Here is a 26,315-nt window from a genome sequence, read left to right as displayed (position 1 = left end):
AGACAGTGTGATGTCTCAGGACATCGCGGACACCCGGACCTACGGAAACGTAGGTTCGGGTGTTCTTCATTTGGGGGTTCGTGGCTGGTAGTCCTTGCTGGGGTCGATGGTGAGCTCGCGGAGCAGTTCCCCGGTGATGGCGTTGATGACGCGTACGTCGCGGTCCTGGACGAGCAGGATGACGTGGGTTCGGGCGTGGGTTCGTCCGATGCCGATGTGGCGTAGTTGGCCGTTGACGCGCGGGGTGACGGAGCCGGACTTGTCGACGATGTCGTGTCGGATCCGGTCGTGGGTCTCGGTGTCGCGGGTGGGGCCGGGGACGGCTTTGGGCATGGACTCGTAGATCGTTGCTGGTGTCGCGCGGTGCGGTAGCGAGCGGTGCGGTCGGTGTTGGTTGTAGGCGGTGACGAATCGGTCGATCAGGTCTTGTAGGTCGGCGATGGTGGCGGGTTGGTCGGGTTGGGCGCGTAGCCACTTCTTCAGGGTCTGTTGGAAGCGTTCGACCTTGCCGCAGGTGGTGGGGTGGTTGGGTCTGCTGTTCTTCTGGGCCACGTGCCAGTCGCGGAGTTGTTGCTCGAATCCGTTGCGGCCGCCGCGGTGGCCGATGCTGGCCAGTCGGACGGTGTAGACCATCCCGTTGTCGGTGAGTGTGGATGCGGGGATGCCGTGCTGACCTGCGGCTGTGCGGAACGTGTTCACCACGATTGGGGTGGTGATCGCGCGGTGGGCGGAGACGTGCAGGGCGTAGCGGGTGCAGTCGTCGAGCCAGGTGATGATCTCGGTGTTCTGGCCGGTTGAGAGCCGGTAGTGGGTGAAGTCGGACTGCCAGGTCTGGTTCGGCATGGCTGCCTGGAAGCGGATGTAGGAGGACTTCGGTCGCTTCTTCGGCTCGGGGGTGACGACACCTGCCCGGGTCAGGATCCGGTGGATCGTGGCYCGGGACAGGGTGATCTGGTGGTGGTGGGTCAGGTGCCAGCCCAGGGTGTCGGCGCCGGCGTCGTGGCCGGCCTCGAGGAGTTGCTTGCGGAGCCGGAGGACGAGGTCGACGGTCTGGGGTGGGGTCGCGCCCGGGGTGGTCTTCGGGGCCTTGGAGCGGGGCTCGTAGGCGGCCTCGCCTTCGTCTCGGTAGCGGGCGAGGAGCTCGTAGACCCAGGACCTCGAGACGCCGTAGGTCGCGACGACCTCCGCGACGGTGCGGTTCTCGAGGGTGACGGCGGTGATGACCAGGCGGGCCTTCGACATCCCGCACGTCTATCGGCCGGTGCATCTACACCCAAGCCGGTGCATCTACACCCAAAGTCGTTCAACGTCTGCCGCCGTAGGTCGCGACGACCTCCGCGACGGTGCGGTTCTCGAGGGTGACGGCGGTGATGACCAGGCGGGCCTTCGACATCCCGCACGTCTATCGGCCGATGCATATACACCCACCCCACGTCCGGCATGTCGTGAGACATCAGTCCGGGATGACGTGAGACATGTGTCCGGGATGTCCTGAACCAGCACACTGCCCCCGCTACAAATCGCCAGAGGCCCTCACAGTCTGACTGTGAGGGCCTCTGGCATGTGTGCCGCTCGATTCATCTCGTGGGCTTCGCGGTCCTCTTGAAGCTCGTCGAGGGGTGGTGCCCCACGACCCGAGCGAGACCGTTGCCCACGTTGACCTCGTACTGGGCCGAGGTGCCGTTCCCGGAGATGTCGAGGACGACGGCGCCGCGGACGCGGACGGTCAGGTGCCAGGGCTGGGACACCGTGCCGCACGCGGACCACGTGACGACCTGCACCGCGTACGTGCCGACGGGTGCTCCGTTCGGCGGCCAGTACACGTTCTCGACCGGCGACGGGTTCTGCTCGCCGCAGCCGGCGTTGGCGTCGCGGTCGAGCTGTCCACCACTGTCGCTGGTCCGGTTGCCGTAGTAGATCTCCTCGCCGGCGGGGTCGGTGACATGGAGGTCCATGTCGGCGTAGTGACCCCAGGTCAGTGTCGCTTGGAAGTCGCCGCCGCCGACGAGTGCCGGACCGACGTACAGGGTGACGACGGCGGAGGTCTGCCTCCCGGTTGTGTCGGTGAAGGTGACGGTGAACCGGTAGGTGCCGACCCCTGCCGTCGGGCTGCCGGTGATCTCACCTGTTGCGAAGGAGAGGTTCAGCCCTTGTGGGAAGTGGCTGGTGTCGATGCCCCAGGTGCCGTCACGGCCATCTGCTGTCTGCAGGGTCGTGTCGTAGGGGGAGTTCCGTCTGGCGTTCGGGAGCTGCACCGTGGTGATCGCTGGATCGTCCGTGACGGGTATCGCGCTGGTCGGGGCCGTGCACTTGTCCCACGTGATGATGGGTGCGAACACGCTGGCGGTGGCGATCTTCCAGTTCTTGACCCAGAGGTCGACGACGAGGTTGCCGACGAACTTCACCCCGAACGTGATGTTGACGCACGCCTGGCGGGGGTTGGCCTTCGCCACGACCTTGCCGCTGATCGAGAGAAGGATCTGGAGCTGGCCACCGAGTGCACCGAGCCACAGCACGCGGGTCTGGATGCCGGCCGACGCCTCCACCTTCACGGACATGTCTCCGGCGTCGACGCGGGTGCCGAGGTTCACCTTGGTGTTGTAGATCGTCGGGCGGTTGTTGAAGACCGAGAACCCGACCATCCGCCTGGTCGTCTGCGTGATGACGATCGCGTTGGTGCCGGCGGAGATCGAGAAGGACGCGGTGGGCTGGACCTTGATGAGAAACTGGCCGACGAGGAAGTCCTTCTCGTTGGCCCTCTCCCAGGCCTCGCTCGTGCTGCAGGTGATCTTCGCACTCGCGGAGATCTTGCCGGTCACGGTCACGTCGGTCCGGATCCAGGCGCTCACGTAGGGGGCCACGCCGAAGAGCGGACTTCCCTTGTCGAAGGAGAAGTCGTGGCGGGTGTTGGCGAACGCCAGGTTCACCGAACCGCCGAACGACGCCGTCTGGCCCGCTGTGTTCTGGCAGTTGAAGAAGGATCCGGTCATCTTCGGGAAGTTGAAGCTGAGTGCCCCCTCGGCGCGGCGGGCGTTGGCCGGGCGGCGCGCGGCCGGCGCGCTGGTCACCTCCGTCCCGAGACCCGGTCCGCTCTCGGTGGCGCTGGCTCGGTCTGCGATCTCGTCGAGCGGGGCCGCGGTCACCGTGACGGCCGTGATGTCGTCGGCCTGGCTCGAGATGCCGGTGACCTTGCCGGCGAGCCCGCCGGGGAACGCGGTGTTGTCGGCCGGAAGGTAGTAGCCGCCGCCGACGACCGGGATCGCACCGCCGGACCTGATGCCGACGAGCCACGGTCCGCCCTCCGGCGCCTCTCCACCTGCGGGGTCGGCGCTGGTCACCCAGGCGACGTCGGTCCCGGTCACGACACCGGTCTTCGGCACGAACGTGCTCCGCGACACGGTCGGAGGGTCTTGGTAGGTGAACGTGCTGGCTCGGGTCGTCCTCGACCTGCCGGACTTCGTGAAGACGGTGACCGCGACCTTCCCCGGCATGCTCTGCGGAACCGTTGCCGTGACCTTCTTCGAGCTGACGACCCTCACGCCGATGGCCCGCTGGCCGCCGACGGTGACCTTCTTGACCTTCGTGAAGTTCTTGCCCCGGATCGTGATCTTCGTGCCGCCGGTCACGACGCCACGGGCCGGAGTCACCCTGGTCACGGCCGGCTTCGCGTGCGGCTTCGGCTTCGCGGCGCGCGCCTCTGAGGAGCGTGCCTGCGCGGTCTGCTCGGCGGCGGAGGCGGGGGAGAGCGTCGCCAGCGCGGTCCCGACCAGGGCGAGCGAGAGCAGGCAACCGATCGCGGCACGGGCTCGAGCACCGCTCCGCACCTGGTGGGACTGGGTGTGATGAGAGCGCATGCGAGGCTCCTCGAATGTCGTGGTGCGGCTCCGCCCGGGGTGGCCATGTCTGCTGTCATGGCCGTCGCGAACGAAGCAGACCGCGAGAACCGCGTGCCTTGATGCCTTCCCTATACCTGCGCAGATTCGTCACGATCGGCGGTCGCGGGATTTCATCAACATAGGGCGCCTCCCTGCTATCTCAGCTGCAGCAGGCCTCCGCGACCTCGGGCTCGGGTGCGTCGGCGAGGACGACGTAGTTCTCCCAACGCAGTCCGTCGGGACCGGTGACCCAGTGCTTGTCCTGGCGGGCGTGGCAGCACACCACGTCGCCCTCGACGTCCAGCGTCAGGCCAGCGCCCTCGAGGCGGTCGGCCTCGGCGTGCACCTCCTCGGCAGAGAAGCGCTCGACCCCGACGTGGTTGAGGGTGCCCGTCGCGGCGGGGTTCTCGAACAGCACCAGCTTCACCGGCGGGTTCTCGACGGCGAAGTTGGCGTAGCCCGGCCGACGCTTGGCCGGGGGAGTGTCGAAGAGCGTGGCGTAGAAGTCGACCGCGGCGTCGATGTCGTCGACGTTGAGGGCGAACTGGATGCGGGACATGGCGTGCCTCCTGGGACATTGATGAACGTGAATATAACGAGACTGGACCCAGACATCGAGGTCTGTCAATATCGACGCATGTCGAAGTCTTTGCTGGAGCTCACCCCCGTCGAGGCGGCCGCGTGCTGCTCGCCGGTCACCCGGGAGCCGCTGTCGGCGGCCGCAGCCGAACGGATCGCCCCCCTGGTCAAGGCGATCGCCGACCCGGTCCGACTCAGACTGCTCTCCCTGGTCGCGTCGCACGCGGACGGGGAGGTGTGCGTCTGCGACCTCAACGACGCCTTCGACCTGTCCCAGCCCACGATCAGCCATCACCTCAAGCTGCTCCACCAGGCCGGGTTGCTGGATCGCGAGAAGCGGGGTGTGTGGGTCTACTACCGCGTGAATACCGGAGCGCTCGGCGACCTGGCCGCGCTGCTGGGCGGTGTCACTGCGTGACCGTCCTTGCCCGTGCCGGACAGGGCGTCGGCGGCGGGGCAGGCTGGGGTCAGCCGTCCCCGCGATGGGTGGTGAACCCGTGCTCCACCGCCCACACGACCGCCTGGCTGCGCGTGGTCGCACCGATCTTGCGGTAGGCGGTGCGGATGTAGGACTTGACGGAGTTGATGCTGAGGAAGAGCCGGTCGGCGACCTCGTCGTTCGCCAGCCCCTGGGCCACCAGTGCCAGCACCTGCGCCTCGCGTCGGCTCAGTCCCAGGTCGGTGCCGAGCTGCGTCGCGCGCTGGGCGGAGGTGCTCGACCCCACGACCGGGTCGGGTCCCTCGTCGCCGGGGAGCCAGCCGGTCATCGCCGAGTCGATGGCGGCCAGCAGCTCGTCCTCGGTGACGTCCTCGGAGAAGAACCCGTCCGCGCCCTGCTCCAGCGCCTGGCTGAGCAGCGCGGGACGCAGGTCACGGCCGACGGCGAAGACCGCGGCGTGTGTCTCCTTGATCAGGTAGTCGAGGTCGGATCCGTCGCCCCGGACCAGTCCGAGGACGTCGTACAGCACGACGTCGGGCTCGTCATCCCGTTCGAGATCATCGCTCCAGGTGGTGGTGGTGATGAGCTCGAACCGGTCGGGATGCCGTCCCAGGATGGCGGCGAAGCCGGCCATGGTGAGTGGCTGCGGACTGATCACCGCAACCCTGGTGTGTACCGCGGGCATGACGCCGTTTTTCCCACGAAATCGCCCGGTCATTCCACAAAATTTTGTGATCTGAGGAGCATCGGGGCGCGCTTGACCCAATAATCACCCGAACGGGTGAAACGCGCAGGCGGGACTGGCCGGTCAGCCTCCCAGCACGTGCCCGACGATCACGTTGCCGTGCTCGGCCTCGACGGCCTCGGCGAGCGCGACGACCTCGCGGTCCTCGAGCTCGACGCCGGCGTCGGCGAGCCCGCTGCGGAGCTCCGACTCGACGGTCCCCTCGGGGGCGCCGTCCTGGTAGGAGGAGACGCGGTCGACGACCGCCTGGATGGCTGCGGTCCGGTCACTGCTGGTGCTCTCGCTCATGCCGGGTGCGTACCCACCGCACGACGAGGCCATCCGTGTCGGAGTCGACCGGGTCGGCTGAGCCGCCCGAAAGGGTGAGGGTCGGGCCCGGGCGTCGTGGTTACAGGGGTGTCAGTACCCGTGCGACCTCGGCGCCGGTCCGCTCACGCAGCCGGATCAGCTCCGAGGTCGCACCGGTGCTCGCACTCGTGAGAGGGGGCGCACATGGGTCGACCGATCGTGCTGGACCCGCCGGACGCCGGTCCGGAGGACGTGGAGCTCCTGCACCGGCTGGGGGCGGACGCCGGCGATCTCTCCGACGGCGACGTCGACGCGGCCATCGAGCTCGCGTCCGGGCTCTCGCTGCCGGACCCGGGGGACGGCCGGACTCGGTTCCTCTGGGAGTCGCTGGCGACGCTCGGCTGCACGGATCTCCAGGTCGCGCGAGCCGTCGAGCCGCACCTCGATGCGCGCGCGATCCTGCACGAGGCCGGCCTCGACGCGCCCGCCGGGAGCACGTGGGGTGTGTTCGCTGCTGAGGGACCCGGCGTGCGGCTCCGGGCCGAGCCCGTCGACGGCGGGTGGGTGCTGCACGGCACCAAGCCCTGGTGCTCCCTCGCCGACCGGCTCACGCACGCGCTGGTGACGGCCTGGGTGGACGACGACCGGCGCGGGCTGTTCGCGGTCGCCCTCGACGACCCGACCGTGGAGCGTGCGCCCGGCCCCTGGGCGGCGCGCGGCCTCACCGACATCGTGAGCACTCCGGTGTCCTTCGACGGGACCTCGGCCTCGCCCGTGGGTGGGCCGGGCTGGTACCTCGAGCGCGATGGGTTCGCCTGGGGCGGGATCGGCGTGGCGGCGGTCTGGTTCGGCGGGGCCGTCGCGGTGGCGGACCGGGTGCGTTCGGTCGCCGCCCAGCGCCGTCCCGACGACGTGGCGCTGCTGCACCTCGGCACGCTCGACGCCGCCCTGTCTGCGGCCCGCCGCGCCCTCGCCGAAGCGGCCCGCCGGGTCGACGCCGGCCACGCCGCTGCGGGCGCGGGCGTGGTGCTCGCGCTGCGCACCCGGCAGGCGGTCTTCGACGCGGCCGAGACCGTCCTGAGGACGGCCGACCACGCCCTGGGCCCGGGTCCGCTGGTCGCCGAGCCCGACCACGCCGGGCGGGTCGCCGACCTGCACCTCTACCTGCGCCAGCACCACGCCGAGCGCGACCTGGTCGCCCTGGGCGGTCAGGTCGTGGACGGAGCAGGGGAGTGGTAGCCGCCGAGTTCCGCCACGACGAGCCGGGCACCGCGCAGACGGTCTGGGCCGCGGACCCGACCTGGGCCACGGTCCCGCCCGTGGAGATCGACCCGCAGCTGCAGCGGATCGTCGTGCTGGCGGCCCATCCCGACGACGAGTCGCTCGGCGCGGCCGGCCTGCTCGGCACCGCCGCCCGGCTCGGCCTCGAGGTCGAGCTGGTGCTCGCCACCGCCGGTGAGCGGAGCCATCCCCACTCGCCGACGCTGCCGCCCGACCGCCTCGCACGTGCTCGGCTGGCCGAGTCGCGAGCAGCGCTCGCGGAGGTCGCGGCCGGCAGCGCCACGACGTACCTGCGCGTCCCGGACGGGCAGGTCGCCGCGTTCGAGGAGCACCTCGTGGACGTGCTGGTCCGCATCCTCGGGGACGGACGGCACACCTTGCTGCTCAGCCCGTGGCGGCACGACGGGCACCCGGACCACGAGGCCTGCGGGCGAGCAGCGGCGGTGGCCGCGCACCGCTCGGGCGCCGAGCTGCTGCAGTACCCGCTGTGGTTCTGGCACTGGGCGACGCCGGAGCAGATGCCGTGGTCCCGCGTACGGCGGCTCGCCCTGTCGCCGAGCATCGCGTCCGCGAAGCGGGCGGCGATCGGCAGCCACCGCACGCAGGTGCGCCCGCTGTCTCCGGTCGCCGGCGACGAGCAGCTCCTGCGCGACGACTTCCTCGAGCACTTCCTCACCCCGTCGGAGACCTACCTGGACGAGCGGGCCGACGACCCGGCCCTCGACGACCTGCACCGGCGCGAGGCGGACCCGTGGGGCGTGGACTCGAGGTGGTACGAGCAGCGGAAGCGGGCCCTCACCGTGGCCGCCCTGCCACGCCCGATCTACGGCCGCACCTTGGAGATCGGCTGCTCGACCGGCGCGCTGGCGGCGGACCTGGCCGAGCGCAGCCGGGACCTCCTCGCCGTCGACGCCAGCCCCGCTGCCGTGGCCGCGGCGACCCAGCGCCTCGGTGCCCGACCGGGAGTCGCGGTCGAGCGACGCGACCTTCCCGGGGACTGGCCGCCCGGTGAGTTCGACCTCGTCGTGCTCTCCGAGGTCGGCTACTTCCTCAGCCCGGCCGACCTCGACGACCTGGTGGCGCGGATCGACGACGCCCTCGGCCCGGACGGCGACCTGGTCCTGTGCCACTGGAGGCACCGGGTCGAGGGCTGGCCGCTCGACGGTCCCGCCGTCCACGACCGGTTCCGGAGCAGGCTGTCGCGCCCGGAGGTCGGGACCTACCGCGAGCGCGACTTCGAGCTGACCGTCTTCTCCCGGTCCCCGCTGCCCGAGGCCGAGGCCGGCGTATGAGTCTCGCCCGCCTCGCGGTCGTGATCCCCGCACGCGACGAGGAGGCGCGCCTGCGCGCGTGCCTCGGTTCCGTGGCCGCTGCGCGAGCGGTGCTCCTGGACCGGCGGCCGTCGCTCACCCTCGACGTCGTCGTCGTGCTCGACCGCTGCACCGACCGGTCCACCGTGATCGCGCAGGAGGCGGGGGCCGACTGCGTCGTCGTGGACGTCGGTTCGGTCGGGGCGGCCAGGCGCGCCGGTGTCGCCCGGGCCGCCGTCCTGACGGACTGCTCGCCCGACCACGTCTGGGTCGCGTCGACGGACGCCGACACGGTCGTCCCGACGAGCTGGTTGGTCGATCACGCTGAGCTCGCCGACCTCGGCCACGACCTGGTGGTCGGAGCCGTCCGCCCCGATCCGGACGAGCTGTCCCCGGCCGGCCTGCACGGATGGCGGCTCCGCCATGCAGGTCCGGGTCTCCACGTCCACGGCGCCAACCTGGGGGTCCGGCTCGCGGCGTACCTGGAGGCGGGCGGCTTCCTCGAGGTGCGCGAGCACGAGGACGTGGCTCTGGTCGAGGCGGTCCGGCGGACGGGCCGCCCGTGGGTCGCCGGGACCCAGGTGACGACGTCCGCCCGGCTGAGCGGACGTACGCCGGGCGGGTTCGCCGGCTACCTGCGGGCGCTCACCCGGGAGCCGGACCAGCCCACCGTCGTCGGCTCATCCGTGGTCGAGCTCGAACCACACTGACTTCCCGGTCGGGACCCGGCGCTCGGTGCCCCAGCGCGTGGACAACGTGTCGACGAGCTGGAGGCCGCGGCCGCCCGGCGCGAGGAGCGGGTTGTCGTGCAGCACCCGGGGCATCTCGGGTCCGTCGTCGGTGACCGTGACCCGCAGGACGTCCCGACCCACGTCGATGTCGAGGACCGGTCGGCCGTCGCCGTGCACGACCGCGTTGGTGACCACCTCGCTGACCAGCAGCAGAGCCGTCTCGACCAGGGGCGGCGGCACCAGGGCGTCGGCGCACACGCCGCGCAGCACGTCACGTGCGGTGCGGGCCGACAGTGCCGCCGACTCGAACGTCTCGCTGTGGGAGGTCTGTCGCCAGTCGTTCACTGGGCTCACTCCCGATGCCATCGCCATCCGCGCGGTGCTCCGTCCGCACCGGTCGTTGGAGGTGGAGTACCCCGCAGGCAGGTCGGGAAACGAGCTGACCACCCTCTGGGACCGCGATCACCTCAGGCGATGCCGGGCCGCCGCCGCCGCGGCCTGATCCGCCGCAGGGTCAGCAGCGCGCCGGTCCGTCCCCCGGCTCGCGGCGACTCGGGTCCGAGCCTGAACGCGTCGGTCAGCCCGAGCAGCGCGAGGAGGCGGAGCACGCAGGCACTCGCCCCCACGATCTCGAGTCGTCCGCCACGCTCGGCGAGCGCGGTGCGCAGCCGGACCAGGAGACCGACGCCGGAGGCGTCGATGAACGTCACCTCGGAGAGATCGACCCGGAGCTCGGCGCACCCGACCGCGATCGCGTCGGTCGCCTGGCGATGGACCTGGAGGGTCGTGAAGACGTCCAGCTCGCCGGCCACGGAGAGCAGCGCGGCGGGCGGCTCGACACGGACCACCGTGACGAAGTCGGAGATGTCCATGCTCACGGCGCCCTGCCTGCTCCACCGGCCTTGCGGGGCCCGAGTTGGCGACCACGACGGCTGGTCACTCCACCGTAGGTGGCGCGGCGCGGACCCACACCCCCCCTGAGGGTGCACTGCGGTGGACGCCGGTCGGCGGGGCGAGGCCCCGGGGCGCTGCGCTCCTGCGTCGGGGCGGACGTCCCGGGGCCTCGCCGTGTGCGGGTCAGGCGTTGATCGCCGCGGGGTCGGAGGTCCCGGTCGACGCGTCGTGCGAGATCTCGATCTTGCGCGGCTTCGCCCGCTCGGCGACCGGCACCACCAGGCGCAGCACGCCGTCGGCGTACCCGGCCTCGATGCGGTCCAGGTCGAGGTTGTCACCGAGCACCAGCTGGCGGCTGAACACGCCACGCGGGCGCTCGGACGCCAGCGCCTCCCAGTCCCCGTTGCGTGCGACGCGCTCCGCGCGGACGGTCAGGACGTTGCGCTCGACGTCGAGGTCGATGCTGTCCCGGGCCACCCCGGGGAGGTCGAACTCGATGACGAAGCGGTCGCCCTCGCGCCAGGCGTCCATCGCCATGACCGCGGGGCGGTTGGTGGTGCCGAGGACCTGCTGAGCCAGGCGGTCGAGGTCACGGAACGGGTCGGTCGTACGGAGCAGCATCACATGTCCTCCTGGTTCATCGCGCCCAGGGACGAGGCCCTGGATCTATACTGACGGTTACAGGTTTTATATATTCAAACCGTGACCCGAAGTCAAGAGGAGGATCGCCCCCGCAGTCGCGGCGTGTTCGCGATCTCGATCGCCGCCGAGATGGTGTCGATGCAGATCCAGAACCTGCGCGTCTACGAGCGCCACGGCTTGGTCGCGCCGGAGCGCACCTCCGGCGGCTCGCGGCTCTACAGCCTCGAGGACATCGACCGCCTGCACCGGGTGCGCGAGCTCCTCGCCGAGGGCCTCAACCTGGCCGGGATCGCCCGCGTGATCGCCCTGGAGGACCGGGTCCGGCACCTCGAGGGTCGGCTGCGACGGCGCGACGGCTCGGCGGCGTCGGAGTAGCGATCAGCCGGTCGTCTCGACGTCGTCCTGGTCCGGGTGACGGTCCTGCCGCGGGTCGTTCGTCACGGCGTCGGGCCCGGTCGGTCCCTCGTCCGCGCGACCGCTCTCACCCTCGGGCGCTCCGGCCACGGAGTCCTCGGGAGAGATCTGCTCGTCGGGGTCCTTGAGACCGGAGACCTCGGAGACCTGGCCCTCGGTGTCGTCGGGACGGGACGGTGCGTCAGGTGTCGTCATGACGTCGAGGTACCCACCGCGACGCTCCGCATCCGACGGGCTCGGCATCTCAGCCGGCGAGCTCCCGCTCGACGGCCTCGTTGACGCTGGGGTGCAGGTGGTCGGGGCCGAGCCGCTCGACGACGCCGTCGCGCGCGAGCGTACGGCGCACGCCGGGGTCGACGCGGGCCAGGCGCAGGCTGATGTCGTGCTCGTCGGCGAGGACGACGAGCTCGCTGAGCGCGGCGGCGCCCTGGGAGTCGACGAACGTGATCGCCGAGCAGTCCAGCACCACGCACGTGACGGGGACCGGGTCGTCCTCGACGAGGGCGCGGACCCGCTCGTCGAGCGCCTCGGTGGTGGCGAAGAACAGCCCGCCCTCGAGGCGCAGCACCGCGACGCCCGGGACGCGCTCGTACGCCGGGTGCCGGTCCAGGTCACGGAACATCGTCGTCCCCGGCTTGCGACCGAGCAGTGGCATCGCGGGACGCGTGGACACGGCGATGAGCCAGACGAGGGACAGCGCGATCCCGAAGACGACGCCGGCGAGCACGCCGAAGGCGAGCGTCGCGATGATCGACACGACGGCGATCCAGAAGTCGACCCGCTGCACCCGGGCGAGCCGGCGCATCTCGGCGACGTTCATCATGCCCATCACGACCGCCTCGATGATGAGCGCGGCGAGGACCGGCTGGGGCAGCCCGTCGAAGAGCGGGGCCAGGAACAGCAGCGTCAGCACGACCACCACGCCCGACGTCAGGGACGCCAGCCCCGTCCGCGCGCCGGAGTGGTCGTTGAGCGAGCTCGCCGACAGGCTCGTCGAGACCGGCATCCCCTGGAGGATGCCCGCGCCCGCATTGGCGATCCCCTGCGCGACGGTCTCCTGCCCCATGTCGATGCGGTAGCGGTGCCGCGTCGCGAACACCTTGGCGTCGCCGGCCGTCTGCGAGAAGCCGATCAGCACCAGCGCCGCGGCCGCGGTCACCACGACCCCGGCGTGGGCCCACAGCATCCGGACGTCAGGGGCCGTCGGCGCGGGCAGCCCGCTCGGGATGGTCCCGACGACCGCGACGCCGCGACCCTCCAGGTCCAGCAGGGCGCTGGCGACCAGCCCGCCGACCAGCAGCACCAGGGCGCTGGGCACCGACGGCGCCACCCGCCGTACGCCGAACGCGACCACCAGGGCGGTGGCTCCGACCGCGAACGTCGTCGTATCGAGGTCGTCCCACGTGCGCACCCACGACCAGAGCTCGCGGAACGCGCTGGAGCCGTCGGCGTCGGTGCCGGTGATCTTGGGCAGCTCGCCGATGACGACGTCGATGGCGGCACCGAACAGGAACCCGGTCACGACGGCCTGCGAGAGGAAGCGGGCGATCCAGCTCATCCGCAGCGCGGCCAGCAGGAGGAAGAGCAGGCCCGAGACCACCGTGATGCCGGCGACGAACGTCGCGGTGTCGTCCTCGCCGGCGATCCCGGCCGTCAGCACCGCGCTCGCCGCGACCGCCGCCAGCCCGGAGCTGGGGCCCATCGAGATCTGGCGCGACGTCCCGAAGACGGCGTACAGGATCGCGGCCGCGGCGGCGGCGTACAGCCCGTTCTGCAGGGGGATGCCCGCGATCCCGGCGTACCCGAGGTTCTTCGGGATGATCAGTGCCGCGACCGCGACGCCGGCGACGAGGTCGCCGCGCAGCCAGCGGCGCTCGTAGGTGCGGATCCAGCCGGCGATCGGCACGAGCATGGCCGGAGCCTACTCACGCACTATCGCCGCAGGCGCCGCTTCTGGGAGCCTGCGAGGGTGGCACTGGACGAGGTGATCCCGCGCTGGGAGTGGCGCTGCTTCGCGCCGGACTTCGGGGAGACCGGGCAGCTGCTCGCCGACGAGGCGACGGTCGTCGTCGAGAGCGACGAGGTCTACCTCCTCTCCACGGCCCGCGACTCGCTGGTCAAGCTCCGCGCCGGGCTGCTGGACGTCAAGCGGCTGCGGCAGGTCGACGACGACGGGCTGCAGCAGTGGGCGCCGACGCTGAAGGCCCCGATCTCGCTCGCCCCCGACGAGGTGGACGAGGTCGCCGCGTCCCTCGGCGTCCTCCGCGTCGACGTGCACAAGACCCGGCACCGCTCGACCGTCGACGGCTGCCTGGCCGAGCTCACCGAGGTGCGTGTGGGCGACCTCGTGACGCGGAGCATCGCGGTCGAGTCGGAGGACCCGGCGCTGGTGGTGGCGCTGCGGGACCGGCTCGGGCTCGGTGGGCGGCCCAACACCAGCTACGCCGGCGGGCTCGCGGCGCTCGTCGGGTTCGGCAGGCAGCGGTACGCCGTGATCGATGTCGGCACCAACTCGGTCAAGCTCGTCGTCGCCGATCTCACGGAGTCGGGTGGTTGGGGCGCCGCCGTCGTCGACCGCGCCGAGGTGACGCGGCTCGGCGAGGGGCTCAGCGCGGGCGGGTCGATCGGTCCGGAGCCGATGCGGCGGACGGTCGACGCGATCGCGGAGATGGCTGCCGAGGCGGGGCGCCTCGGGGCGCGCGAGGTGGCGGTGGTCGGGACGGCCGGCCTGCGGGCCGCCACCAACGCAGGCGAGGTGGTCGAGGCGGTTCGGCAGCGCGGCGGTGTCGACCTGGAGGTCATCTCGGGCGAGGACGAGGCACGGCTCGCGGTGCGCGCGGCAACCGTCGGGCTGCCCACCACGGGCTCGCTGGTGGTGTTCGACACCGGAGGCGGCAGCTCGCAGTTCACGTTCGCCCGCGACGGCGAGGTGACGGAGCAGTTCAGCGTGCCGATCGGCGCGGTCCGGCTCACGGAGCGGTTCGGGCTCGACGGCGCGGTGACGACCGAGGTCCTGGCGCGGGCGCTGGCCGAGGTCGCCGCTGAGCTCGACGGGCTCGCGGGACGGGAGCGGCCGGACCTGCTGGTCGGCATGGGTGGCGCCCTGACCAACCTCGCCGCCGTGAGCCACCGGCTCGCCGACTACGACCCCGAGGTCGTGCACGGCACCGTGCTCGACCGGGCCGAGATCGACCGGCAGATCGAGCTCTACCGGACCAGCAGCGCCGAGCAGCGTCGTACCGTCGTCGGGCTCCAGCCGGCCCGGGCGGAGGTCATCCTCGCGGGCGCCTGCATCGTCCGGACCGTCCTCGATGCGCTCGGCCAGGACGAGCTGCGGGTCAGCGACCGCGGCCTGCGGCACGGCGTGCTGGCGAGCCGCTTCGGCACCGGCTAGGAGCGGCTGCCCGCGACGTACGGCGTCCGGCCGACGACCTGGGTGACCACGATGCTCGTCACCGTCATGGCGAGCGCGATCCCGGCGAGCACGACCAGCTGGAACTGGGCTGCCTCGGCCGGGCTCGCGCCGCCGAAGAGGGCGCCGACGAACGCACCGGGCAGGGTGACCAGCCCGGTGGACTTCGTCTGGTCGAGCGTCGGGAGCAGTGACTCGCGGACGGCCTCGCGGCCGATCTCCTCGTGGGCGCGAGCGGGCGTCGCGCCCAGCGAGAGCCACGCCTCGATCTCGTCGCTGCGCGCCGCCGAGCCGCGCAGGAAGTTGCGGCCGGACAAGGTGGCGGCGCTCATCGCGTTGCCGATCACGATGCCCGCCACGGCGACCAGGTAGCGGACCTGCAGGTCGACGAGCTGGAGCGTGAAGACCGCGACGAGCGTGATGAGCGACCCGGCCAGCACGCCGACCACGGCGGCCCGACGCCCGCGCCACAGCTCGGCGAGGCGACGCACGGAGGTCCACGACGCGGTGGTGAGCATCAGCGCCAGGAACAGCACCACGGTCCAGGGGAGGGAGAGGATCCCGCGCAGCAGCAGGGCGACGACGGTGAGCTGCGCGACGGCGCGCAGGATCGCCCAGAGCGGGAAGAGCCCGAGGCCGATCCCGGCCCACCGGCCCAGACCCACGGTGAGCGCGGTCATCGCGAGCAGTCCGAGGCCGAAGGCCAGGTAGTGCTCGACGACGCCCACGTCGACATTGTCCCCTGCGGGACCTCGAGGTCAGGCGGTGTCCGTCGCCCGGAACCGGTCGCGGTCGATCGAGCGCTTCAGGATCTTGCCGGACGGTCCCTTGGGCAAAGCGGGCAGCACCTGCACGAGGTGCGGCACCTTGTAGGCGCTGAGCCGCTCCTTGGCCCAGGCGCGCAACGCCGCGGCGTCGAGGTCGGCGCCCTCGCGCAGGACCACGGCGGCGGCGACCTCCTCGCCGTACGTCGGGTCGGCGACGCCGACCACGGCGGCCTCGACGATGTCGGGGTGCTGGTAGAGCACCTCCTCGACCTCACGCGGGTAGACGTTGTAGCCGCCGCGGATGATCAGCTCCTTGAGCCGGTCGACGATGCGCAGGTCGCCGTCCTCGTCGAGGGTGCCGAGGTCGCCGGTGCGCAGCCAGCCGTCCCGGATGGTCTCGGCCGTGGCCTCGGGGCGGTTCCAGTAGCCCTTCATCACGATCGGTCCCTTGACCCAGACCTCGCCGACCTCGCCGACGGGGACGGCCCGGCCCTCGGGGTCGCGCACCTCGAGCTGCATCCCGGGGACCGCGCGACCGACGGAGCCGACCTTGGGCTCCTGGTCGTGCGGCGTCGAGGTCGCCCAGCCGGAGGTCTCGCTGAGGCCGTAGCCCTCACGGATCCGGATGCCCAGGCGTTCCTGGAAGGCACGGATCACCTCCGCGGCCAGCGATGCCCCGCCCGACGACGCCAGTCGGAGGTGGGCGAAGTCCTCGGCACGCGCGTCCCCGGCCGCGTGCAGCATCGCGATCCACATGGCCGGCACGCCCGAGACGATCGTCAGCCGATGGTCGCGGATCATCGCGAGCATCCGGTCGGCGTCGAAGGGGTGGAGGAGGGAGACCGGGGCACCGAGGGAGATCGAGATGTGCAGGACGATCAGCTGCCCGTAGACGTGGAAGAGCGGGAGCGCCGTCCCGGCGCGGTCGGTCGCCGGGTCGAAGGCCAGCCGCTGACGGGCGGCGTCGACGAGAGCGAAGACGCCGCCGACCGACAGCTCCGCGCCCTTGGGCCGGCCGGTGGTCCCGGACGTGTAGATGATGATGGCGGTGTCGTGGTCGGCGCGCTCGACGGGCGCGGCCACGCCGTCCCCGGCGGGCCACTGCTCGAGGGGCCCGGCGGTCCACACAGGAATGCCGCGCTCCTCGGCGGCGGTCGTCGCGGACGCGGCGCTGCCGTGCCAGGCGACGACCAGCGACGCCTCGGCGTCGTCGAGGACGTAGCCGATCTCGGGGGCCGTCGCCATCACGTTCATGGTGATCAGGACGGCGCCAGCGGCGTGCAGGCCGTAGTAGGCGGCGACGAACTCCACGCCCGTCGGCGCGACCAGCAGCACCCGGTCGCCGGGCCGGATGCCGGCGGCGGTGACGCGCGCGGCGTACGACGCCACGAGGTCGCGCAGCACGCCGTACGTCACGGTGGTCTCGCCGGCTCTGACCGCCACCCGGGTCGGGTCGTCGGCGGCGTGCTGGAAGACGGCGTCGGCGAGGTTGCTCACGAAGGTCCTTTCTACCCTGCGTACGGGCACCGTCAAGAACGCCCCCGGGGGCGTCAAGGATCCGTCAAGAGAGGCCGGGTGGAGCGCTCGGCGGACCTAGGAATGTCCTGTGTCCGATCTCCTCTACGTCCTCCTGACCCTCCTCGCCTTCGTGCTGCTCGCCGCCCTCGTGGGCGTCCTCGACCGGAGGCTGTCGCGATGAGCAGCGTGGTCCCCGCCCTCGGCCAGATCGCGGTGCTGGTCGCCGCGCTCGTCCTGGCGGTCCCGTTCCTCGGCCGCTACCTCGCGCACGTCTACACGTCCCCGAGACACCTCGCGGTCGAGCGCGCGTCGTACCGGGCGCTGCGCCTGGACCCGAACGCGGACCAGCACTGGAAGGCCTACGCGCTGTCGGTGCTGGGCTTCTCGCTGGTGGGCATCCTCGGTCTCTACGCCTTCGGGCGGCTGCAGGACCTGCTGCCGCTCTCGCTCGGCTTCGCCGGCCTGCCGGCCGACGGCGCCTGGAACACCGCGGTCTCGTTCGTGACCAACACGAACTGGCAGTGGTACTCCGGCGAGGCCGCCACCGGCCACCTCTTCCAGATGTCCGGGCTCACGGTGCAGAACTTCGTCTCGGCCGGCGTCGGCATGGCCGTGGCCGCCGCGCTCGCCCGTGGCCTGGCCCGCAACCTGCGCGACGGCCGGGTCGGCAACTTCTGGGCCGACCTGGTCCGCACCGTCGTGCGGGTTCTGCTCCCGATCGCGCTGGTCGCGGCGGTGGTGCTGGTGCTGCTCGGCGTCGTCCAGAACCTCCTCGAGCCCCAGACCGTGCACACGCTGACCGGCGGGACCCAGGACATCACCGGGGGACCGGTCGCCAGCCAGGAGGCGATCAAGGAGCTCGGCACCAACGGCGGCGGCTTCTACAACGCCAACTCCGCCCACCCCTTCGAGAACCCCACGCCGTTCACCAACATCTTCGAGATCTTCCTGCTGCTCCTGCTCCCCTTCGCGATGGCGTGGGCGTTCGGCCTGATCGTCGGCGACCGGCGTCAGGGCGGCGCCGTCCTGGCCGTGATGGCGCTACTCCTGGGCGTCTCGATCGCGCTGCTCACCTGGGCCGAGATGGCCGGTCCGGGCACCGCGCCCGGGCTCGCCGGCGGTGCGATGGAGGGCAAGGAGGTCCGTTTCGGCACAGCGGGCTCGGCGCTCTTCGGGGCCGCCACGACCGGCACCTCGACCGGTGCGGTGAACGCCATGCACGACTCGTTCACCGCCCCCGGAGGCGGCGTCGCGATGTTCAACATGATGCTCGGCGAGGTCGCACCCGGCGGTGTCGGCTCCGGCCTCTACGGCATGCTGATGCTCGCCGTCGTGACCGTCTTCCTGGCGGGGCTGATGGTCGGCCGCACGCCGGAGTACCTCGGCAAGAAGATCGGCCAGCGCGAGATCGTGCTCGTCGCGCTCTACGTGCTGACCACGCCGCTGCTGGTGCTCGCCGGCATCGCCGTCGCGATCACCGCGTCGCAAGGACTGGTCGGGCTGCAAGAGTCCGGACCGCACGGACTGTCCGAGGCCTTGTACGCCGTCACGTCGGCGTCCAACAACAACGGCAGCGCCTTCGGCGGGCTGACGTCGGGTACGCCGTTCTGGAACACCCTCCTCGGCCTGTGCATGCTGCTCGGCAGGTTCGTGCCGATCGTGCTCGTCCTCGCCCTCGCCGGTCGCTTCTCGGCGCAGCGCCGGCTGCCACCGGGCGCCGGCACCCTGCCCACCCACCGGCCACTCTTCGTGGCCCTCCTCTCGGGCGTCGCCCTGGTCGTGGTCGGTCTGACCTACGTCCCGGTCCTCGTCCTCGGTCCGATCGTGGAGTCCCTGTCGTGAACGTCGACCTCATGGGTGCCCTGCCCGGCGCCTTCCGCAAGCTCGACCCGCGCGAGCTGCTCGCCACTCCGGTGATGCTCGTCGTGGAGATCGGTGCCGCCGCCACGACCGTGATGGCCGTGCTCGATCCGAGCACGATGGCCGTCGGCGTGGCGATCTGGCTCTGGCTGACCGTGCTCTTCGGCAACCTCGCCGAGTCGGTCGCCGAGGGCCGCGGCAAGGCCCAGGCCGCCAGCCTCCGGGCGCTCCAGCAGGAGACCACGGCTCGGCGGCTGCCAAGAGGAGGTGCAGAGTCCGACGGCGGGTACGACGTCGTGAGCTCGACCTCGCTGCGGGTCGGTGACGTGGTCCTCGTCGAGGCGGGGGAGCGCATCCCGGGCGACGGTGACGTCATCGAGGGCGTCGCGTCGGTCGACGAGTCGGCCGTGACCGGTGAGTCCGCTCCGGTGATCCGTGAGTCCGGGGGAGACCGCTCGGCCGTCACCGGCGGCACGGTGGTGCTCTCCGACCGGATCGTCGTCCGCATCACCTCGGATCCCGGCCAGTCCTTCGTCGACCGGATGATCGCGCTGGTCGAGGGATCCGAGCGGCAGCGCACGCCCAACGAGATCGCCCTCAACGTGCTGCTCGGCTCGCTCACCGCGATCTTCGTCGTGGTCGTGGTGTCGCTCTACTTCGTCGCCGACTACAGCGACGCCCACCAGCCGGTGGTGGTGCTCACCGCCCTGCTGGTCTGCTTGATCCCCACCACCATCGGGGCGCTGCTGTCGGCCATCGGGATCGCCGGCATGGACCGGCTGGTGCGCCGCAACGTGCTGGCGATGTCGGGTCGCGCGGTCGAGGCCGCCGGGGACGTCGACGTACTGCTGCTCGACAAGACCGGGACCATCACCTACGGCAACCGGCAGGCGTCCGCGCTGCTCCCACTCGACGGCGTGACCGATGCCGAGCTCGCCGAGGCCGCGCTGCTCTCGTCGCTCGCCGACGAGACGCCGGAGGGTCGCTCGATCGTCACCCTGGTGGGTGGTTTCGAGACAGGCGCAGAGCGCCTTCCTCAACCACCGGAGGCCGTGCTGGTGCAGTTCTCGGCCACCACCCGGATGAGCGGGATCGACCTGCCGGGTCGCGAGATCCGCAAGGGTGCGGCGTCGGCCGTGACGGCCTGGGTCGGTGGCTCGAACGCCCAGCTCGACGCGTTGGTGGAGCAGGTCAGCTCCACGGGCGGTACGCCGCTCGTCGTCGCCGAGAAGCAGCGCCTGCTGGGCGTCATCCACCTCAAGGACGTCGTCAAGGAGGGCATGCGCGAGCGCTTCGACGAGATGCGCGCGATGGGCATCCGCACGGTGATGATCACCGGCGACAACGCCGTCACCGCCAGGGCGATCGCCGAGGAGGCCGGCGTCGACGACTTCCTGGCCGAGGCCACGCCCGAGGACAAGCTCGCCCTGATCCGCAAGGAGCAGGAGGGCGGCCGCATGGTCGCGATGTGCGGCGACGGCACCAACGACGCGCCCGCGCTCGCGCAGGCCGATGTCGGCGTCGCGATGAACACCGGGACGACCGCGGCCAAGGAGGCCGGCAACATGGTCGACCTGGACTCGGACCCGACCAAGCTGATCGAGGTCGTCGAGATCGGCAAGCAGCTGCTGATCACGCGCGGCGCGCTCACGACGTTCTCGGTCGCCAACGACGTCGCGAAGTACTTCGCGATCCTGCCGGCGATGTTCGTCGTCGCGTTCCCGCAGCTCGACGTGCTCAACGTGATGCGGCTGTCGTCGCCCGAGTCCGCGATCCTCTCGGCCGTCGTCTTCAACGCGCTCGTCATCGTCGCGCTGATCCCGCTGTCGCTGCGCGGGGTGCGCTACACGCCGTCGTCGGCGGCCGACCTGCTGCGCCGCAACCTGCTCATCTACGGGGTCGGCGGCCTGATCGCGCCGTTCGTCGGCATCAAGCTGCTCGACCTCGTCATCTCGCTGATCCCAGGAGTCTGACCATGAAGGACCTCTACGCCCTCTTCCGCCACAGCCTCGCCGGCCTCCGGGTCCTGGTGGCGGCGACCTTGCTGGTCGGTGTCGCCTACCCGCTCGCGGTGTACGGCGTCGCAGCTGTCGCCGCGCCCTGGCAGTCGCACGGGTCCTTGGTGACGGCGACCGGCGCGCACACCACCGACGCCGACGACGCCGTCGGCTCGGCGCTCCTCGGTCAGCTCACCGATGACGACCGGCTGTTCTACAACCGGCCGTCCGCAGCCGGTGACGGCTACGACCCGCTCAACAGCTACGGCTCCAACTACGGTCCCGAGAGCCCTGACCTGATCGCGGCCATCAAGGAGCGCAAGGCCGAGATCGCCGAGCGCGAGGGCGTCGACCCCGCCGACGTGCCTCCCGACGCGGTCACCGCCTCCGGCTCCGGTCTCGACCCCGACATCTCGGAGGCGTACGCCGACCTCCAGGTGCCGCGGGTGGCTGCGGCCACGGGCCTCACCGAGGACGCCGTCCGCCGCTTGGTCGCCGAGCACACCTCGGGCCGCACCTGGGGTGTGCTCGGCGAGCCGCGGGTCAACGTCCTCGAGCTCAACATCGCGGTGCTGGCAGGATCGTGAGCATGGCTGCCGATCCACCACCGGGGCAGGGCCGAGGGCGGCTGACCGTCTACCTCGGCGCCGCCCCCGGCGTCGGGAAGACCTACGCCATGCTCTCGGAGGCACGCCGGCGCTGCGAGCGCGGCACCGACGTCGTGGTCGGGTACGTCGAGACGCACGGTCGCGAGCACACGACCGGCATGCTCGACGGGCTCGAGGTGGTGCCCCGGATCGAGGTCTCCTACCGGGGCGCGACGTTCACCGAGATGGACACCGAGGCGGTGCTCGCCCGGCGGCCGGCCGTGGTCTGCGTCGACGAGCTCGCGCACACCAACGTGCCGGGCAGTCGCACCGAGAAGCGGGCCGAGGACGTCGAGCGGCTCCGGGCCGCGGGCATCGACGTGATCACGACCGTCAACATCCAGCACCTGGAGTCGCTCAACGACGAGGTCGAGCGGATCACCGGCGTGCGCCAGCGCGAGACCGTGCCCGACGAGGTGGTCCGCACGGCCGACCAGATCCAGCTGGTCGACATGTCGCCGGATGCGCTGCGCCGACGGATGGCCCACGGCAACATCTACCGGCCCGAGCAGGTGGACGCCTCGCTCACGTCGTACTTCCGGGTCGGCAACCTGACCGCCCTGCGCGAGCTCGCGCTGCTCTGGCTCGCGGACCGGGTCGACGACGCCCTCGGCGACTACCGCCGCGCGCACCGGATCGAGGCGCCGTGGCCGGCCAAGGAGCGGATCGTCGTCGCCGTGACCGGCGGCGCCGAGAGCGAGACGCTGCTGCGCCGCGGTGCCCGGCTCGCCCAGCGGGCGGCGGGCTCGGAGCTGCTGGCCGTCCACGTGATCGCCAACGACGGCCTGGCCAACCCCGACGAGTCCCGGATCGCCCGCGCCCAGCAGCTGGTCGCGTCGCTCGGCGGCACCTTCCACTCGGTCGTGGGGGAGGACGTCTCGGCCGCCGTGGTCGACTTCGCGACCGGCGCGAACGCGACCATGGTCGTCGTCGGCGTCTCCCGCCACGGACGGCTCCGCCGCCTCTTCACCGGTACGACGGGCGACCGGATCGCCTCGCTCGCCGGCTCGATCGACGTGCACCTCGTGACGCACGACCAGGTCGCGCGCACCAGCCGCTCGCGGTGGTACCTGTCGCCGCTCAGCCGGCGGCGCCAGGTCGTCGGCCTCGCACTGTCGGTCGTCCTGCCCGTGCTGCTCACCCTGGTGCTGCGCGCGACCGACGACCCGGACCAGCTGTCGCTCGACGTGCTGCTCTTCCTGGCCGTCACCGTGCTGGTCGCCCTGGTGGGCGGGCTGGTGCCGGCGCTGCTGACGGCGCTCGTCGGCTTCCTCCTCATGAACTGGTTCTTCACCCCGCCGGTCCACGGCTTCACGATCTCGGAGCCGGCCAACCTCCTGGCCCTGCTGGTGTTCGTGGCCGTGGCCGTCGGCGTCGCGACCGTCGTCGACCGGGCCTCGCGGCGCGCGACGGACGCCGTACGCGCACGCACGGAGGCCGCCACCCTGGGCGCGCTGTCCCGCTCCGTGCTCACCGGACACGACACCGCCGAGGCGATCGTCGAGCGGCTCCGCGAGGTGTTCGGGCAGGAGTCGGCCTCGCTCCTCGAGCGCGGCCCGGGGGGCTGGACGGTCATCGCGAGCAGCGGCGAGTCGCCGCCCTGCGAGCCGGAGGCGGCGGACACGCGCGTCCAGGTCGACGACGACCACGTGATCGTGCTCTGCGGCTCGCCGCTGCGCGCGACCGACCAGCGGGTCCTCGACGGGTTCGCCGTTCAGACGGGGTTGGTGCTCGAGTACCGACGGCTCCGGGAGCGCGAGGAGCGGGCGGCTGCGCTGGAGCGCGCCGAGGCGACGAGCACGTCGGTCCTGCGCGCCGTCTCCCACGACCTGCGCACGCCGCTCGCGACGATGCGGGCGTCCGTGGACGGCCTGGTGTCGGACTCGGTGGACGTCGCCGACCGCGCCGAGCTGGTCGCCGCCGTCGCGTCCTCGACCGAGCAGCTGGAGCGGCTGATCGACAACCTGCTCGACCTGTCCCGCCTGGACTCCGGGCTGCTGCACCCCGTCCTGCGGGACCGCAGCCTCGAGGAGATCCTGCCGCTGGCCGTCGCCGGGCAGCCGGTCGGTGCCGTCGTGCTGGAGCTCGACGAGTCCGCGCCCTTCGTGCACACCGACGCCGGACTCCTGGAGAGGGTGGTCGCCAACCTGGTCGCCAACGCGGTCCGCGTCTCCGGGGGTACGCCGGTGCGGGTGCTCGTGCACGCCCTGCCGGACACCGTCGACGTGCTCGTCGTCGACCGCGGCCCCGGCGTACCCGAGGACCGGCGGAGCCGGATGTTCGAGCCGTTCCAGCGGCTCGACGACACCTCCGACGGTGGCCTCGGCCTCGGCCTCGCCGTCGCGCGCGGACTCACCGAGGCGGTCGGCGGCACCCTCGACGCCGAGGACACCCCCGGCGGCGGGCTCACCATGGTCGTGTCGGTGCCGAGGGCGCGCGCATGAGCTCGCCGCGGAGGAGCAAGGTCCTGGTCGTCGACGACGAGCCCGCGCTGGCCCGCGCGCTCGCGATCAACCTGCGCGCCCACGGGTGGGAGGTCGTGACGGCGGCGGACGGCCGCTCGGCGCTCGACGCGGCGGCGACCGAGCACCCGGACGTCGTGCTGCTCGACCTCGGGCTCCCCGACATCGACGGCACCGAGGTGCTGGCCGGGCTGCGCGGCTGGACCTCGGTGCCGATCGTGGTGCTCTCCGCCCGCCAGCACGGCGAGGACAAGGTCGAGGCGCTGGACCTGGGCGCGGACGACTACGTCACCAAGCCGTTCGCGATGAACGAGCTCCTCGCGCGCTTGCGCGCCGCCGTACGACGCGGTCAGGAGACGGCCCCCGAGGCCACCGAGGTGGTCGTGGGTGACCTGGTCATCGACCTGGCGCGCAAGCGGGTCGTCCGGGCCGGGGTCGACGTGCGTCTCACCCCGACGGAGTGGTCCTTCCTCGAGCTGCTCGCCCGCAACGTCGGCCGGCTCGTCACCCGCGAGCAGGTGCTGCGCGAGGTGTGGGGACCGGCGTACGAGCACGAGACGCACTACCTCCGGGTGTACGCAGCGCAGCTGCGCCGCAAGCTCGAGACCGACCCCGCGCACCCGGTGCACCTCGTCACCAGCGCAGGACTCGGCTACACACTCGAGCCCTGAGACAACCTTCTGCCGACTCGCGGAGTCAGGATGGGCAGAAGGGGGTTGGTCTCGGATGACTGGCACGAGTACGGGCACGGGAACGAGCAGCGCGCAGGCGCCGACGTTCGAGGAGTACGCCGGCAGCGCCTGGCCGTCGCTCTACCGCTACGCCTACCTGCTCGCCGGCAACCACGCCGACGCGGAGGACCTGGCGCAGCAGACGCTGCTCAAGGCGCACGGCGCCTGGTCGCGCGTCGAGCTGGCCGACTCGCCGATGGCCTACCTGCGCAAGACCCTGACGAACACCTACCTCTCCCAGCGCCGGCCGCAGAAGCGCCGGCTCGAGGTGCTCACCGACGAGCCGCCCGAGCGTGGGCCGGCGCCCCCGGGTGGACCGGAGGACCGGATGGTCCTGTGGCCCCACGTGACGTCGCTGCCCCCGCGCCAGCGCGCGGTGGTGGTGCTGCGCTACTACGAACAGCTCACCGAGCAGGAGATCGCGGACGTGCTCGGCTGCTCGCGGGGGACCGTGAAGTCCTCCGCCCACCACGCACTCAAGGCGCTCCGCGCTGCGCTCGACTCCGACGGAAGGGGGGTCTGACATGTCCGTCGACCTCGAGGAGATCCTGGGCCGCGAGCTGCACGACGTCGCGAGCGGCCTGCACGTCCCGCCGATGCCGGCGCTGCCGCGCGAGGAGCCGCGCACTGCGCCGCGCCACCGCACCGGGATGCTGGTCGCCGCGGTCATCATCCTGGTCGTCGCGGCCGCCGTGGCGATCGAGGCGATCGGCGGGGGGAGCCGCGAGCTGGACCCGGCGCCGCCGGTGCCGACGCCGGGGCAGAGCCAGTCCGATGCCATCTCGACGGCGGTCCCGGCCACGCCGTACGTGCTGGGCGAGAGGCTGTACGTCGGCGGCAAGGAGGTGCTCGGCAACTGGTGGTCGGTGCAGTCCGGCCCCGAGGCCTGGCTCGCCCACCGCGCCCATGACGGCTGGTGGTGGGGCACCGGCACCAAGCCGCACCGAATCGGCGACGACCTGATCGGGTCGACCGCGATCTCGCCGAGCGGGAGGTACGTCGCGGAGGTGCTCGGCATGTCGGGCGAGGGCGACCTGACCGGGTTCGACACCCGGCCCGGGGGCGAGGGGCTCAGCGGCACTCCGATCCAGCTGGGCGATCCCAGCCAGGGCAACCCGGTCTACCTCCGTGCGGTGACGGACGACGGCCGGGTCATCGCCCAGGGACAGGCATCGAGCGTCCTGTGGCGGCCGCTGGTCGACGGCGGCACCGTCGACCTGTCCGAGACCGCCCCGGACCAGTGGGTCCTGGGCAACACCCCGGCCGGCCTCGTCGTCACGGACGGCGTGGACGGGCCGGCGTACCTCGCCGAGATCTCGGACGACGGCGTGCTCACGAGGACGGGCGACCTTCCGGACCTCGACAGCTGGTCGGTCAGCCCGGCGTCGACCTGGCTGGCGTGGACACCTGCCGGGTCCTTGGCCGGCGAGGTCGAGGGGGTGTCGACGCTCCAGCTGCAGACGGTCGGCGGCACCGCGCGGACGTCGTTGGCAGCTCCCCGCGGGTGGCTCTTCCAGGCACTCCGGTGGAGCTGGGAGGACGACGACCACCTGGTCTCGGTGCTGGTCCGGGACGACGGCAGCTCCGACCAGCGGCTGGCGAGGTGCAGCGCCTCGGCGGGTCGGTGCGTGCTGGTCGCGTCGTCCTGACCCGGACCAACCGGTCGCCAACGCGATCGGCGCACGATCGAGGAGTGACGGCCGTCACCACGATCTCCGGGAGG

25 protein-coding genes and 1 pseudogene are annotated in these 26,315 nt (G+C 71.8%); 13 read left to right on the top strand and 13 right to left on the bottom strand.

From position 1 onward, the window contains the following. Window positions 1-66: 66 nt before the first annotated feature. From ASC77_RS05965 to ASC77_RS05955, 4 genes and pseudogenes are all read right to left on the bottom strand, one after another. Complete coding sequence (locus ASC77_RS05965) at window positions 67-1,242, bottom strand: IS481 family transposase (RefSeq protein ID WP_056149678.1); 1,176 nt, start codon at window positions 1,240-1,242, stop codon at window positions 67-69. 335 nt (window positions 1,243-1,577) lie between these two features. Continuing rightward, entirely contained in the window at window positions 1,578-3,398 is a 1,821-nt protein-coding gene (locus tag ASC77_RS05960; protein WP_235547473.1) for a putative Ig domain-containing protein, read from the bottom strand. 75 nt (window positions 3,399-3,473) lie between these two features. Next, window positions 3,474-3,854, bottom strand: a pseudogene (locus ASC77_RS27840) (IPT/TIG domain-containing protein); the annotation flags it as partial. A gap of 181 nt (window positions 3,855-4,035) precedes the next feature. Then, a complete protein-coding gene (locus ASC77_RS05955) occupies window positions 4,036-4,434 on the bottom strand; it encodes an ArsI/CadI family heavy metal resistance metalloenzyme (protein ID WP_056149675.1) in 399 nt (132 codons plus the stop codon). A 78-nt stretch (window positions 4,435-4,512) separates the two neighbouring features. Here ASC77_RS05955 and ASC77_RS05950 point away from each other — a divergent pair, with 78 nt between their 5' ends. Then, window positions 4,513-4,872: an ArsR/SmtB family transcription factor gene (locus ASC77_RS05950; RefSeq protein ID WP_056149673.1), complete on the top strand. Its 360-nt coding sequence runs from the start codon at window positions 4,513-4,515 to the stop codon at window positions 4,870-4,872. Between the two features lie 49 nt (window positions 4,873-4,921). On the opposite strand, the gene ASC77_RS05945 is transcribed toward ASC77_RS05950, so the two are convergent. Together ASC77_RS05945 and ASC77_RS05940 are read right to left on the bottom strand one after the other, a co-directional pair. Continuing rightward, window positions 4,922-5,527: a helix-turn-helix transcriptional regulator gene (locus ASC77_RS05945; protein WP_056149671.1), complete on the bottom strand. Its 606-nt coding sequence runs from the start codon at window positions 5,525-5,527 to the stop codon at window positions 4,922-4,924. 174 nt (window positions 5,528-5,701) lie between these two features. Beyond that, complete coding sequence (locus ASC77_RS05940) at window positions 5,702-5,926, bottom strand: hypothetical protein (protein ID WP_056149669.1); 225 nt, start codon at window positions 5,924-5,926, stop codon at window positions 5,702-5,704. A gap of 204 nt (window positions 5,927-6,130) precedes the next feature. On the opposite strand from ASC77_RS05940, the gene ASC77_RS05935 reads away from it, so the two are divergent. From ASC77_RS05935 to ASC77_RS05925, 3 genes are read left to right on the top strand one after another with little or no spacing between them, the layout of a single operon-like run. Then, window positions 6,131-7,165, top strand: a complete 1,035-nt coding sequence (locus ASC77_RS05935) for an acyl-CoA dehydrogenase (RefSeq protein WP_156390928.1) — start codon at window positions 6,131-6,133, stop codon at window positions 7,163-7,165. Beyond that, complete coding sequence (locus tag ASC77_RS05930; RefSeq protein ID WP_056149666.1) at window positions 7,159-8,499, top strand: bifunctional PIG-L family deacetylase/class I SAM-dependent methyltransferase; 1,341 nt, start codon at window positions 7,159-7,161, stop codon at window positions 8,497-8,499. The genes ASC77_RS05935 and ASC77_RS05930 overlap by 7 nt, the downstream gene beginning before the upstream one ends. Beyond that, on the top strand, window positions 8,496-9,227 hold the full coding sequence (locus ASC77_RS05925; protein WP_056149664.1) for a glycosyltransferase: 732 nt from the start codon (window positions 8,496-8,498) through the stop codon (window positions 9,225-9,227). Before ASC77_RS05930 ends, ASC77_RS05925 begins: the two co-directional genes overlap by 4 nt. Here ASC77_RS05925 and ASC77_RS05920 read toward each other — a convergent pair. The 3 genes from ASC77_RS05920 to ASC77_RS05910 form a co-directional block, all read right to left on the bottom strand. After that, on the bottom strand, window positions 9,198-9,593 hold the full coding sequence (locus tag ASC77_RS05920) for an ATP-binding protein (RefSeq protein ID WP_162249794.1): 396 nt from the start codon (window positions 9,591-9,593) through the stop codon (window positions 9,198-9,200). The two genes, ASC77_RS05925 and ASC77_RS05920, sit on opposite strands and share 30 nt — an antisense overlap. 122 nt (window positions 9,594-9,715) lie before the next feature. Beyond that, window positions 9,716-10,120, bottom strand: coding sequence for an STAS domain-containing protein (locus tag ASC77_RS05915; RefSeq protein WP_056149662.1), 405 nt, complete (start codon window positions 10,118-10,120; stop codon window positions 9,716-9,718). A gap of 205 nt (window positions 10,121-10,325) precedes the next feature. Further along, window positions 10,326-10,763 (bottom strand): Hsp20/alpha crystallin family protein, encoded by a 438-nt coding sequence (locus ASC77_RS05910; RefSeq protein WP_056149995.1) that lies wholly within the window; start codon window positions 10,761-10,763, stop codon window positions 10,326-10,328. Window positions 10,764-10,844: 81 nt separating this feature from the next. Between ASC77_RS05910 and ASC77_RS05905 the strand changes: the two genes are divergently transcribed. After that, window positions 10,845-11,159 carry a MerR family transcriptional regulator gene (locus tag ASC77_RS05905; protein WP_235547469.1) on the top strand — a complete coding sequence of 105 codons (315 nt, stop codon included), beginning with the start codon at window positions 10,845-10,847 and terminating at the stop codon, window positions 11,157-11,159. Between the two features lie 3 nt (window positions 11,160-11,162). Here ASC77_RS05905 and ASC77_RS05900 read toward each other — a convergent pair whose 3' ends face one another. Together ASC77_RS05900 and ASC77_RS05895 are read right to left on the bottom strand one after the other, a co-directional pair. Further along, a complete protein-coding gene (locus ASC77_RS05900; protein WP_056149992.1) occupies window positions 11,163-11,393 on the bottom strand; it encodes a hypothetical protein in 231 nt (76 codons plus the stop codon). 49 nt (window positions 11,394-11,442) lie between these two features. Continuing rightward, on the bottom strand, window positions 11,443-13,110 hold the full coding sequence (locus ASC77_RS05895; RefSeq protein ID WP_056149658.1) for a SulP family inorganic anion transporter: 1,668 nt from the start codon (window positions 13,108-13,110) through the stop codon (window positions 11,443-11,445). 57 nt (window positions 13,111-13,167) lie between these two features. On the opposite strand from ASC77_RS05895, the gene ASC77_RS05890 reads away from it, so the two are divergent. Continuing rightward, window positions 13,168-14,592, top strand: coding sequence for a Ppx/GppA phosphatase family protein (locus ASC77_RS05890; RefSeq protein WP_235547467.1), 1,425 nt, complete (start codon window positions 13,168-13,170; stop codon window positions 14,590-14,592). Here ASC77_RS05890 and ASC77_RS05885 read toward each other — a convergent pair. After that, complete coding sequence (locus tag ASC77_RS05885; RefSeq protein WP_235547465.1) at window positions 14,589-15,338, bottom strand: ABC transporter permease; 750 nt, start codon at window positions 15,336-15,338, stop codon at window positions 14,589-14,591. The two genes, ASC77_RS05890 and ASC77_RS05885, sit on opposite strands and share 4 nt — an antisense overlap. 30 nt (window positions 15,339-15,368) lie before the next feature. Then, a complete protein-coding gene (locus ASC77_RS05880) occupies window positions 15,369-16,874 on the bottom strand; it encodes an AMP-binding protein (protein WP_056149656.1) in 1,506 nt (501 codons plus the stop codon). A 198-nt stretch (window positions 16,875-17,072) separates the two neighbouring features. Between ASC77_RS05880 and kdpA the strand changes: the two genes are divergently transcribed. The 7 genes from kdpA to ASC77_RS05845 are packed head-to-tail and all read left to right on the top strand — an operon-like array spanning window position 17,073 to window position 26,241. Next, complete coding sequence (kdpA, locus tag ASC77_RS05875) at window positions 17,073-18,737, top strand: potassium-transporting ATPase subunit KdpA (RefSeq protein ID WP_056149654.1); 1,665 nt, start codon at window positions 17,073-17,075, stop codon at window positions 18,735-18,737. 11 nt (window positions 18,738-18,748) lie between these two features. Then, entirely contained in the window at window positions 18,749-20,728 is a 1,980-nt protein-coding gene (gene kdpB / locus ASC77_RS05870; RefSeq protein ID WP_056149982.1) for a potassium-transporting ATPase subunit KdpB, read from the top strand. A gap of 2 nt (window positions 20,729-20,730) precedes the next feature. Continuing rightward, a complete protein-coding gene (gene kdpC / locus ASC77_RS05865; protein ID WP_056149652.1) occupies window positions 20,731-21,339 on the top strand; it encodes a K(+)-transporting ATPase subunit C in 609 nt (202 codons plus the stop codon). A 2-nt stretch (window positions 21,340-21,341) separates the two neighbouring features. Continuing rightward, on the top strand, window positions 21,342-23,843 hold the full coding sequence (locus ASC77_RS05860; protein ID WP_056149649.1) for a DUF4118 domain-containing protein: 2,502 nt from the start codon (window positions 21,342-21,344) through the stop codon (window positions 23,841-23,843). Beyond that, a complete protein-coding gene (locus tag ASC77_RS05855) occupies window positions 23,840-24,532 on the top strand; it encodes a response regulator (protein ID WP_056149647.1) in 693 nt (230 codons plus the stop codon). Before ASC77_RS05860 ends, ASC77_RS05855 begins: the two co-directional genes overlap by 4 nt. A 55-nt stretch (window positions 24,533-24,587) precedes the next feature. Beyond that, complete coding sequence (locus tag ASC77_RS05850; protein WP_056149645.1) at window positions 24,588-25,115, top strand: SigE family RNA polymerase sigma factor; 528 nt, start codon at window positions 24,588-24,590, stop codon at window positions 25,113-25,115. 1 nt (window position 25,116) lies between these two features. Beyond that, the gene (locus ASC77_RS05845) at window positions 25,117-26,241 is read left to right on the top strand and encodes a hypothetical protein (RefSeq protein WP_056149644.1); all 1,125 of its coding nucleotides are present in this window, start codon (window positions 25,117-25,119) and stop codon (window positions 26,239-26,241) included. Window positions 26,242-26,315 lie beyond the last annotated feature (74 nt).

The organism is Nocardioides sp. Root1257 (assembly GCF_001425175.1).
Lineage (GTDB): Bacteria > Actinomycetota > Actinomycetes > Propionibacteriales > Nocardioidaceae > Nocardioides.
This window is presented reverse-complemented; position numbering and strand designations above follow the sequence as displayed.